The following is a 10,996-nucleotide window of genomic DNA, read 5'->3' on the forward strand; positions in this document are numbered from 1 at the left end:
AAAAAAACCGTTTGTCGTTTGCTGTTCCCTTGCGGAGCGTATCCGCCCAAGTGAGGATCACCGTGGCAAGGATCATTTGTCTCCTGCTGTTGTTTTTCTTTCCGGGCGCGCCCCTTTGCGGTCAAGAGTTGCAGAAGAGCGCCGATGTCAACACCCAACTCTTTCGACTGCTCCACCTCGACCGAGCAGCCCATGACTACACCATTGGCCCGGACGACGTGCTCCGGATTAGCGTGTTCGAGGTGCCGGAAATCTCAGGCGACTACCGGGTCAGTTCCCGCGGACAGCTTTCTCTGCCGCTCTTGCCCGGAAAAATCCTCGCTGCCGGCCTGACCGCTGCTGAACTGGAGACGGCCCTGGAGGAGAGCCTCCTGGCAAGCCGGCTAGTCAACTCGCCACAGGTAAGCGTCGCCGTGAAAGAATACCGCAGCCACCCCATCACGGTGGTGGGGGCGGTCCGCCGGCCAACCGTGTACCAGGCGGTCGGCCGGACTTCTCTCCTCGAAGTGCTTGCCCACGCCGAGGGATTGGCCGATGACGCTGGCGGCACCGTCGTCATCACCCGCCCAGCCATCCGGCCGCTGGCCGGGTCACCGGCTGACCGGACGGCTGGCAACCCCGGTCCCACCGAGGCGGGATCGCCCGAAACCACGGTCATCCGACTCAAAGACCTGCTCGACTCCGGCGATCCCCGCTTCAACGTTCCGGTTGAGGGTGGCGACACGGTGGCCGTGCCGCGCGCCGGAATCGTTTACGTGGTCGGAGCCGTCAACCGCCCCGGCGGTTTTGTTTTGAAAGACGACCGGGAGGAAATGACCGTGTTAAAGGCATTAGCGCTGGCCGAGGATCTGAAGCCCAGCGCCCTGCGCAGTAAAGCGGTAATTGTCCGCAAAGACTTCCGCACCGGCCAGAGCGCTGAAATCCCCGTCGATCTCAGCAAGATCCTGGGCGCCAAAGGTTCGAACCCGGTTCTTCACGCCAACGACATTTTGTTTGTCCCCGACAGCGGCGGAAAGCGAGCCCTGCGCCGGGCGGCGGAGGCCGCGCTTCAAATCACCACCGGCATCGTCATCTTTCGGCGTTAGCCGGAGTTCGGGACTTGTGGTGAGCGAAGCCGAACCAAACGAGGGAAAAACCAAATGAGCGAGCACAATCAACTAGCCCCTTACCATCCCGCAGCGGTGGAGCGCGCCGATTCCCGGCAACTGGCGACGCCGTACTACGATGGCCCGCCCATCCAAACCCTTTGGCCCGAGCATCCCTTGCGGGAGTACTGCCGGATTCTGTTCAAGCGACGGTGGACGGTTTTGACCATCGTCCTGGTCCTGACCACGCTCGTGACCATCGCCACTTTTCGCATGACCCCTATCTATTCGGCCACCGCCAAGGTGGAGATTGCGCCGGAACAGCCGGACATGCAGTCGCTCAATGAAATGTTCCGCTATTACCCCACCGATGAGTACTTCCTGCGGACCCAGATCAAGGTTCTACAGAGTGACACCCTGGCGCTCAAGACGATCGAAGATCTCCAGTTGCAAAAACACCCTGATTTTGCTTCGCAGGGAAAGAGCTGGCGGCAGTTGGTCAGTTCCTCCCGGGATAAGGCCGAGACCATTTTGGTGGAGCGGTTCCACTCCCGACTGCAGGTTGAGTTGCTGCGCATCAGTCGTTTGGTGGAAATCCGTTTTGAAAGCCCCAATCCGCGGCTCGCCGCCGACGTGACCAACACCTTGGTGCGCAACTATATTGATTACAACTTTCGCCGCAAGTACCAAACCACCACTAAGGCCTCGGAGTGGATGACCGAACAACTGGATGAGCTGAAGGCAAAGGTGGAGCGCTCCCAGCAGGCGCTGGTGGACTACGAACGCCGGCACCAGATCGTGAACCTGGACGAGAAACAGAACCTGGTCACCCAGAGAATGGTTGACGTGAGCCGCGAATTCACTTTGGCTCAGGCCGATCGTATCCAGAAAGAATCGCTTCACAAGATGGCCCGGGGCGGCGATCTCCAAAAAGTTTCCGCCGTCGCCCAGAACCAGCTCATCCAGCGCCTGAGCGAACGCTACATTGAGCTGAGCACCCAGATGAGCGAGGTCAACACCCAATTCGGGCCCAACTATCCGAAGTTCGTCCGCCTCCAAAACCAGCTCACCGAGCTCCGCAATCTAATTGAGAAAGAAGAAACCAAGGTTCTGCATTCCCTCCAGGCAGACTACCGGGCAGCCCTCGAACGCGAGCAACTGTTGCTGGCTGCGGTACAGGCGCAAAAGGCTGAAGCCAGCCGGCTGAGCGAACTCCTCATCCAGTATGACATTCTCAAGCGCGAGGCTCAGTCCAACCAGCAGCTTTACGACGGCTTGCTTAAGCGATTGAAGGAGGCGGGAATTTCCGCCGGACTGAGAGCGAGCAACATCCACCTGGTCGATCCCGCCCGCATCCCCGTCGAGCCGGTCCGGCCGCGCAAGGCGTTGAACCTCGCCCTCAGCCTGCTCGTCGGCCTCGTGCTCGGGGTGATGGTGGCCTTGGTTCAGGAGCACCTGGACAACACGGTGAAGACACCGGAAGAAGTCGAGCAGGTTGCGGCCATCCCATCGCTCGGATTGATCCCCGCGCAGATTTCGCCGAACGGCTCCCGCCGGAGGCGACGCCGGCTCGCTGCCGGGCGGCAGGAATGGGCCCTGCCCGCTGAGCCGGTGGAGTTGGTTTCATTGCAGAGCCCGAAATCAGCCATCGCCGAATCCTACCGCTCGCTGCGCACCGCCGTTCTGCTCTCCACCTCGGCCCGTCCGCCGCAAGTCCTGCTGGTCAGCAGCCCCCAGCCGGCCGAGGGCAAGACCACTGTGGTCACCAACCTGGCGGTGCTTTTGGCCCAGCTCGGCGGACCGGTCATCCTGGTGGATTCCGACATGCGCAAGCCGCGCATCCACAAGATCTTTGGCCTGTCCAATGAGCGCGGCCTCAGCACCTATCTCACCGGCACCGATCAGCTTGAGCAGACCATTGTTCCCATCGAGAGCGTCCCCCACCTCTCGGTAATGACCTGCGGGCCGCTCCCGCCCAATCCAGCCGAATTGCTTTCTTCCACCATTATGCAAGAGATGGTCGCCCAATTGAGGCCGCGCTTCACCCACATCTTGCTCGATTCGCCGCCCATCATCCACGTTACCGACGCGGTCATTCTCTCCTCGTTGAGCGACGGAGTCATTCTGGTTGCTCAGGGCGGGGTGACCACCCGGGAGGCGCTGAAGCGCGCCCGCAAGATCCTTCACCATGTCAACGGCAAGTTGCTGGGCATCGTGCTCAACAATGTAGATGTTCGTTCGAGCGATTATTCCTACTATTATGGCGGCCGTTACTACTACTATTACGATTCGGCGGAACCGATGAAGGAAAAATCTTCCGCCGAGGTTCCGCTCGCCCCGATGCAATCGGGGAATCCGCCTCAAGAGGGCGGAGGAACGACGACGTAGCCTGGCTGCGAATCGGTCGGTGTCTCCGCCTCAGCAGAGTGGAATGGAGCTTCGAACGCAATCGCCGACTCTACGGGTGCTCATGCTCGCCGGGCTCGCGCTTTTAGCCGCAGCTTTCGCCTACCGGTGCTTCCAGCTTGCTGCGGCGGATACGCTTGCCGATGGCGGTGAACTCGAAAAGCTGGAGTGGGCGGTGCGGCTGGCCCCCGCCCAGGCCGACTATCACAATCGTCTCGGGCGCGCGCTCATCTATTCCGTCACCGTGTTTGAAATGGACAGGGCCACCGAGCAGTTGGAGGCGGCCACCCGCCTCAGCCCGCGTACCGGCCAATATTGGATGGATCTGGCCCTGGCCTACGAAATGCAACACCGCCCGCCCGACGCGGCGGCGGCGATGGAACGAGCGGTGGCCCTGCGGCCCCACGGCGTGGACGCCCTGTGGACTGCCGGCAACTACTTTCTTCGCACCCGCCAAATCGACCGCTCCCTGCCCTACTTCCGCCAGCTTCTCGAATTGACACCGGCCTACAACTGGCTGACCTTTGCCATCCTCTGGCGGGCCAGCGAGAACGCCGAGGCGGACCTCAATCGCCTGTTGCCGGCCTCGGTCCAGGTCTGGCTCGAGTACCTTCAGTTTCTCGTGGCCAACAACCACCCGGAAGCCGCCAGCCGTCAATGGGAGAAAATTTTCGCGCGTAAGGACCCCTACGACCCCCGCATGGTTTTTTCTTATTTCGATCTTTTGCTCAGCCGGGGACAACCCGATGCTGCCCGCGCCGTCTGGCAACACTTGCGCGACGCGGGGTTGATTCCGCCTCGCCCGGATGGGGCTCGCGGCCAGGCTCCCTCACCATCCGCTCCGGGGCAGGCAGCGGGCAACCTGCTCTACAACGGTGACTTCGAGGAAACACCGCTGCTCGGCGGTTTTGACTGGCGCGTGATGCTCTCTCCGGATGTCACCGCCGATCTCGAGAGCCCGGTCGCCCACACCGGAACTTTTTCTCTCAAGGTCGAGTTCACCAGGAAAGAAAACTTTCACTTCGCCGGGGTCGCGCATCTGGCCCCGGTAGAACCGCTGCATCGCTATCGTTTGACCGGTTTCTTGCGCGCCGAAGGCGTTTCGAGCGACAGCGGGCCGCGCTTGCTCGTCACCGACTACTACTCGCCCGACAAACTGCGAGTCATGACACCGGACGTGCTCGGCACAACGGATTGGAAAGAGGTTTCCGTCGAGTTTCCCACGCTCCCCGCCACCCGCTTGCTCCAGGTTGTTCTTTACCGTCCGCCGAGCCGAACGTTTGACAACAAGATGAGCGGGCGCATTTGGCTGGACTCCGTGCGTCTCGAATCGCTCGGCCCGGTGCCATCCGGTGCAGGGCTCGGCCCGGCTCCGGGCAAATCCGTCCCGCCTCGGCGGCGTGGCGCCGGGCGGTCGGATTCTCTCGAACGACGAAAGGTAGGTTGAGAACAATCTTGACCGCTGCATACCCTGCGTCCGAATCGCCGCTGGTGAGGACGGCGGAGCCGCCCTCCCGAAGCTTCGGGACGCATTGGCGAGAGTGGTATGCGCCGTTGCTCCTGGTCTTTCTCCCGGCGGCAGCGTCGCTCGCTTTTGGCGCCGTCGAAGGCTGGGCATGGGGCGCCGTCAGCCTCGGAGGATTGCTGCTCCTGCTCGTCTGGCTCGTGCCCGCCATCGCTCGCGGCCGCCTTTCTATCGCCCCCAACCCGCTCTATGCGCCGGCGCTGCTCTTCGGCTTGCTTGCCGCCTTTCAATGGTTGAGCCGCCGTTCCCTGGACCCGGGCGCCACCGAATTGGATCTGGTCCGGCTTACCGGCTACGGAATCTTTTTCTTCCTTGCCGCCAATCTTCTCGCGACGCCTCGCCAGCTCCGGCGTTACGCCCAGGCAGCCGCTATCTTCGGATTCTTGCTGGCGCTTTTTGCCATCGTGCAGTTGCTGACCTTCAACGGCAAAATCTACTGGATATTTGAGACGCGATTTGGCGGCTATATTGTCGGCCCTTACGTCAATCACAACCACTACGCCGGCCTGATGGAAATGCTGCTGGCGCTGACTGTCGGCCTGCTGCTCGACCGTGGCGTCGCAAGAGAGCGCAAACCGCTCGTTGCTTTCTGCGGCGTCTTGATGGCGGTATCGCTGATTCTGAGCGGCTCGCGCGGCGGCCTGGTTTCCTTTCTCTTTCAGGTGATCTTCTTTTTCTGCCTGATGCTGCGTGGGAGCCGTCTTGCGACAGGCGCCCGCATCGGGCGCGCGTGGTTTGCCGTGCCGCTTCTCGCCGTCATTTTGATCGGTTTTCTTTGGCTCGATCCGGGCAACATCTCCCGGCGTTACGCCCACTTCATGAACCAGTCGCTTGCCGGCGAGGTGGGGTTGGAGCTGCGTCCCCAGGCCACGCTGGATACGCTCGGCATCTTCCTTGATCACCTCCCACTCGGGGTCGGCCTGGGCGCCTTCCCCGCCGTCTTCCCGCAATATTGCCGCTTCCCGATGTTTCGCCTCTGGAACTACGCCCACAACGACATCGCGCAGGTGATGGCGGAGATGGGTGTGCCGGGGACGCTCTTGTTGATCTGGTTCTTTGCCGCGCTCTTCCGTAAGGGCATGCTTCGCGCAGCCGATTGGCCGCGCCAGGCCGGCGCCGGTGTGAGGCTCGGAGCGCTGCTCGGTTGCGCCGGGATTTTCGTCCACAGCTTTGTGGACTTCAACCTCCACATCCCGGCGAACGCGTTTTGGTTCTTTAGCCTCGCCGGGCTGGCCACGGCAACCGGCCAAGGCGGGCTCGAGGCCGGTTCGGACGTACAGCGGATGCGGCCCAAATAGGGACGCAAAATGCTGTTAATAAAGGGGTTAGGTCACATATCCCCCTGTGAGTGACAGGGCGGAGCCGTGAACAGACCATGGCCGAACGGGCGCAATCGGAAATCGTGACCGGGGCGGGAATCGGGCTCACCCCGCAATTGTCATCGGCCGCCGTTCTGCCCGTCGTGCTGGCCGGCGAGTCCCAACGCCGCTGGTACGCGCTCGAAACACGCTCGCGCCACGAGAAAGTCGTCCACTCGCAACTCGAGCAGAAAGCCATCGAATCCTTCTTGCCGCTTTATCACTCGGTGCGCCGCTGGAAAGATCGCCGGAAAGAATTGGCCCTGCCGCTCTTCCCCGGGTACCTCTTTGTGAGGATAGGGCTCAATGAGCGGCGGGAGGCGCTGGAGACCCGTGGGGTGGCTCGCATCGTCAGTTTTGGCGGTGTTCCGGCCAGCTTGCCGGAAACGGAGATTGAAGCCATCCGGCACTTCCTCAAGCGGAAAGTGCAGCTCGACCCCTATCCTTATCTCCGAGTAGGCCGGCGCGCCCGCATCCGCAGCGGGCCGTTTCAGGGACTCGAAGGCATCTTGCTACGAAAGAAAAATAGCCTGCGCTTTGTCATTTCTTTGCACTTGATCCTCCGCTCGGTTGCAGTCGAGATCGATGCTGAAGACCTCATGCAGATCTAACGCTCTCTAACAATGAGTAGAGAGTGGTCCGGCACCTGGATGCAGCAGCGCAGCAACTTGACAAGCGCTCAAGCCGTTGTACAATTGAATTGGTCAATACAAAAGGACGGCTAGAAGGCGCGAGAATGGTCAAAGTTGTTACCGCCTATACAGTGAAGACGCACTTGGGGCGCATTTTGCGAGAGCTGCGAGAGAATGACCGCTTTGTGATTTTCCGCCGGAATCTTCCGGTAGGCATTCTCTTGAGTATCCACGACTACGTCAAGGAGCACCCTGATCAATTCCAGGACGTGGAGGATTTTATCGATACCTTGCTCGAGGAGAGCGACCCGCAATTCCAGCGGAGCTTGAAGAAAGCTGCCCGAGAGACTAAGCGGGGTCGCTACCTCAGCCACACTCAGGTGAAACTCGCGCTGGCCAACAAGAAGCTCCGATAATGTCCTCGCCCTTCGCCGCAAGATACAGTCACTGCTTCCTCGACGATCTCAGAAAACTCGACCCACCCGTTCAACGGAGAATTCTCAAGGCAATCGAAGCTAAACTTCTCGCGGATCCCTTCAAGTACTCGAGGAAGCTCGCGGGCAAAACGGGGCCAGGCCGTTGGCGTTTCCGAGTAGGAGACTATCGCATTCGCTTCGACATCCAAGGACGCATCCTGCTTTTCTATCGCGTTCGTCATCGGCGCGAAATCTACGAGTAAAAGGTTTGGTCGAGTTGCCTCGCACCCGCAGCGGGCCGTTTTCAAGGACTCGTCCGTGGACGGAACCTCTGAGATGCTGCGTAAACCATTTGCGGCAGTGAGGCTGAGGGAGGTGATGAACCGAGAGCACAAGAGCGCCTTGCGCCGGAGCGACCGAGCGACGAGCCCGCCCGGCCGGGGGCGGCATTGCCGGGAATTTCTCCCGGATTGCAAACAAAAAGCGGTTAGCGAAGCTCTTGCGCTTTCCCGTGCGGCGCTTTTTTTCGAAGATCAGGATCGCCTTGACGATTTTGCCGGCTGGTCAGGAGAGGGGTCCGCGTAGTCCACAATCCGCATGGCAACGGCTGTCACCCGGCCAACGATTTCTGCCTCTCCGGGATAGACGAATTCACGGGTGGGGCACGGTGAAGCGGGATGAGGCAGTAGAGTCAGGTGCTCCCCTCGTAGTTCGCACCATGAGCAGGCGTAGCCATCTCGGAGCTGGACAAAGTAGATGGGCCGGTCAAATTCAGTCCGCCATCGAAATGCGCAGATCGTGTTCTGCTGGTCATCGATTTGAACAAACGAGCCTGGCCGTAGCAACGGATATAACGTGTAGTCTTCCAGGCCGATGAAACCGTACTTGCTGTGCTTGATGTCCAGGTGCCGGATAAGGGAGATCGGCACCTCTCCCCAGATTTCTACCATGCGCGACAGGAGGTTCGTCTTCTCCGGCCTGAATCCCTGCTCGAAGCGAACTGGGAAACTGACAACCCGTTCTTGGTCATAGACGGCAAGGGTTGTCAAATGGGTTTTTTGTAGAGGCATTGCGAGCTGATACTTGCTGATCTTCTCCGGGTCCACGCCGTAGAGCAGGAGCAGATCGGTGAACTTCGCGCGGTAGATGATACTCAAGGTGCACAGCTTGTAGATGCTCGGGGTGGAGCGCTTGTTTTCTGCTTGAGTGAGCCGGGCATTTGAGATGTAAAACTCTTTGTTGCCCTCAGCCTCGGCAATCCTCCGGCTCTTTTCCTCCACTTCCCGCGTGGTGATCCCGAGGCGGGTCCGTATTTCTTTGAGGTGCTCGCCGGCGCGCAATTCTTGCTCCCCAGGCACAGCCAGGAAAAGAAAGCCGAATTCTAGCACAGAATTACAGCCTTGCTTACAATTGAAAGCAGAATCAAGCTTTTCAGCCCGGCTACTACCCTTGGGGGGTATTAAACTACCAGAACGCAACTATTGGTGGCCGGACGGGTTAGACGGTGAGGAACTTTGTTTGTTCGCAGCACCTTCACTGGTGAGGGAGGCTGCCCGGCAAGTTGCTTGTGCTTCACAAACTCGTAATACGTCACTCTTGCAGGAGGAGATAATTTTGCCCATCCCCCCGACGAAACCTCCGCGCAGGTGTTGCTGCGCCAGGATTCGTGTTGGGCATGGAAATGGATGACCAACAGCTCGAAAGACTGAAGCCAACCGGCACGTTCATGTAAAGCTTGCGGCGTAACTGAGGGTCAGGAAGTGAGCCGGATCCGCGTTTACCTCGTCAATGACAATCGCCTTCTCCGCGAGTCGGTGAAGCGGCTTTTTGATCTGACCTCCGATATCGGATGGGTCGGGGCCGCGGCAACGGCTGCGATCGCTCTCGAAGACCTCCCCAGGGTCTCACCGGACATCCTCCTTTTGCAGTGCAGCCTTTCCGAGGGCGGGCGTCCGTCGGCACTGCAACAAGTTAAAGCACGCTTTCCTCGGCTCAAGGTTCTCATGCTCGGCATGTCGGAAGATGAAGACGAATTCATCACCGCCATACGCTGCGGTGCGAGAGGATACGTTCTGAGAGATTCTTCCACCGACGATATCCTGGAGGCCGTTCGCGCCCTCTATCGCAATGAAGCAGTGATTCCTAAAAGCCTTACCTTGGCCCTCGTCGAGTTTGCGGCCGGTGTTCGAACCTATCCGACCCGCTCGGCTTACGAGACAGCAGCCGGTCTTACCGTCCGTGAGCACCAGCTTGTGCCTTTGATTGCGGCGAGATTCACCAACAAACAGATTGCGGATCGCTTGGGCATATCCGAACAAACGGTCAAGAACCACCTCCGGAACATCTTGCGCAAATTGAAGGTAAAGCACCGTTTTGAAATCGCCGGGCAGCTTGCCAAGCAAATCTTGATTCCAATTCCCCGCCCGGCGTTGACGAACCCCCATCGCGACCGAACGACCGCTCGCATCCCGAGTTCGAGTCGAATATAGTACCGCCATAGCTCTCCGCGTAGTGCCCGTTAGGTAGTATTTTTCAGTACCCCTGATAGCTCCTTTTTGTGCCTACCGGTTGGTACTCTTCGCCGAGGATACTCCGCCCCATCGAGAGTGCTCAGTGCGTAAAAGAGTTCTAGTGGCGAATCGCCCGCGGCTGGTGCGCGATCTCTTGGCTGCCTTGCTTGCCGGGCAACCCGACCTGGAAGTCGTCGGGGAGCTTTACGACGAGAAAGACCTCGTTCCGGCGGTCGAGGCGCTTGCGCCGGATGTGCTTGTGGTCGGGTTGGACGAATCGGACCAGGTTCCGGCAATTTGCGCGACCCTCCTGGCCAAGCGGCCTGATTTGAAAATTCTGGGCGTGGCCGCCGAGAGGAACATCAGCGTCTTCTTTTGGGCGGATGTCGAGGTTCGCTCCCGATCCATCGAGAATTCCGAGCGCGGGTTGCTGGAAGCTATCAGAGGCGGGAGGAACAGCTCGCTATTCTTCGCGACGCCGGACTCGACGAAACCAAACTAGTGCCGTTCCAACTTGATGAGCCTGTACATCTCGATCCTCTATGATCAATAAAGCATGCCGTCTGATTTGCCGAAAATGGCCCCGAATAGTTGGAACGGCGCTGGTCGCTCGTTTATTTCGCGCAGGGAGCTTGTGGCGCCTTGTCCGGCAGCGTGCTGGCCAATCTCGGAGGAGAGGGATTATGCGCGAGGACCAGAAAGCATCAGAGCGATGGGCTGCGGACGCCAGAGTCCGTGAAAAATTCAACCACAAGACAACGGTCGTCTTGGTGACCGCTGTTTTTCTGCTGAGTCTGTTTTGCTGGCCGGCTTTTGCCTTCGGGCAGGATCTCGCTCGGTACCACCGAGACATCGAAACCGAAGCGGAGACCATCGGCCAGACTTCCCTTTCTGCAGATCGCATCATCGATATCCTGCGCAAGCAGCCTGCCTTGCTGCTCGAGGTCAAGAAGCTCCTGGTCAGGAAGGCTTACGAACAAGGTCGGCTGCTCGACGAGACGGAACTAACCGACGAAGCCTTGTTCGGGCTCTTGAACCGGGACGCCGGGATCAGGGCTCTTGCC

General features: G+C 59.7%; 10 protein-coding genes. 9 read left to right on the plus strand and 1 reads right to left on the minus strand.

What is annotated here, in order from left to right; genetic code table 11:
* The 6 genes from VIH17_03570 to VIH17_03595 form a co-directional block, all read left to right on the plus strand.
* On the plus strand, nt 1–1,085 hold a 1,085-nt coding region (locus VIH17_03570; protein HEY4682311.1), incomplete at its 5' end, for a polysaccharide biosynthesis/export family protein.
* Nucleotides 1,086–1,139: 54 nt separating this feature from the next.
* The gene (locus VIH17_03575) at nt 1,140–3,473 is read left to right on the plus strand and encodes a polysaccharide biosynthesis tyrosine autokinase (protein ID HEY4682312.1); all 2,334 of its coding nucleotides are present in this window, start codon (nt 1,140–1,142) and stop codon (nt 3,471–3,473) included.
* A gap of 43 nt (nt 3,474–3,516) precedes the next feature.
* Nucleotides 3,517–4,938 carry a tetratricopeptide repeat protein gene (locus tag VIH17_03580; GenBank protein ID HEY4682313.1) on the plus strand — a complete coding sequence of 474 codons (1,422 nt, stop codon included), beginning with the start codon at nt 3,517–3,519 and terminating at the stop codon, nt 4,936–4,938.
* Between the two features lie 8 nt (nt 4,939–4,946).
* Nucleotides 4,947–6,314, plus strand: coding sequence for an O-antigen ligase family protein (locus VIH17_03585; protein HEY4682314.1), 1,368 nt, complete (start codon nt 4,947–4,949; stop codon nt 6,312–6,314).
* Nucleotides 6,315–6,391: 77 nt separating this feature from the next.
* The gene (locus VIH17_03590) at nt 6,392–6,985 is read left to right on the plus strand and encodes a UpxY family transcription antiterminator (protein HEY4682315.1); all 594 of its coding nucleotides are present in this window, start codon (nt 6,392–6,394) and stop codon (nt 6,983–6,985) included.
* 125 nt (nt 6,986–7,110) lie between these two features.
* Nucleotides 7,111–7,422: a hypothetical protein gene (locus VIH17_03595; protein ID HEY4682316.1), complete on the plus strand. Its 312-nt coding sequence runs from the start codon at nt 7,111–7,113 to the stop codon at nt 7,420–7,422.
* Nucleotides 7,423–7,955: 533 nt separating this feature from the next.
* Here VIH17_03595 and VIH17_03600 read toward each other — a convergent pair.
* Entirely contained in the window at nt 7,956–8,810 is an 855-nt protein-coding gene (locus VIH17_03600; GenBank protein HEY4682317.1) for a hypothetical protein, read from the minus strand.
* Between the two features lie 372 nt (nt 8,811–9,182).
* On the opposite strand from VIH17_03600, the gene VIH17_03605 reads away from it, so the two are divergent.
* From VIH17_03605 to VIH17_03615, 3 genes are all read left to right on the plus strand, one after another.
* Nucleotides 9,183–9,911: a response regulator transcription factor gene (locus VIH17_03605; protein HEY4682318.1), complete on the plus strand. Its 729-nt coding sequence runs from the start codon at nt 9,183–9,185 to the stop codon at nt 9,909–9,911.
* A 124-nt stretch (nt 9,912–10,035) separates the two neighbouring features.
* Complete coding sequence (locus VIH17_03610) at nt 10,036–10,434, plus strand: hypothetical protein (protein ID HEY4682319.1); 399 nt, start codon at nt 10,036–10,038, stop codon at nt 10,432–10,434.
* A 181-nt stretch (nt 10,435–10,615) separates the two neighbouring features.
* A partial coding sequence (locus VIH17_03615; GenBank protein HEY4682320.1) for a hypothetical protein occupies nt 10,616–10,996 on the plus strand: 381 nt, incomplete at its 3' end.

The sequence above is a fragment of the Candidatus Acidiferrales bacterium genome, from assembly GCA_036514995.1.
GTDB lineage: Bacteria > Acidobacteriota > Terriglobia > Acidiferrales > DATBWB01 > DATBWB01.

Excerpts from the sequence above, each read along its gene's own strand:
- VIH17_03575 (HEY4682312.1), top strand. The coding sequence starts at position 1,140 with ATGAGCGAGCACAATCAACTAGCCCCTTACCATCCCGCAGCGGTGGAG.
- VIH17_03580 (HEY4682313.1), top strand. The coding sequence starts at position 3,517 with ATGGAGCTTCGAACGCAATCGCCGACTCTACGGGTGCTCATGCTCGCC.
- VIH17_03590 (HEY4682315.1), top strand. The coding sequence starts at position 6,392 with ATGGCCGAACGGGCGCAATCGGAAATCGTGACCGGGGCGGGAATCGGG.
- VIH17_03595 (HEY4682316.1), top strand. The coding sequence starts at position 7,111 with ATGGTCAAAGTTGTTACCGCCTATACAGTGAAGACGCACTTGGGGCGC.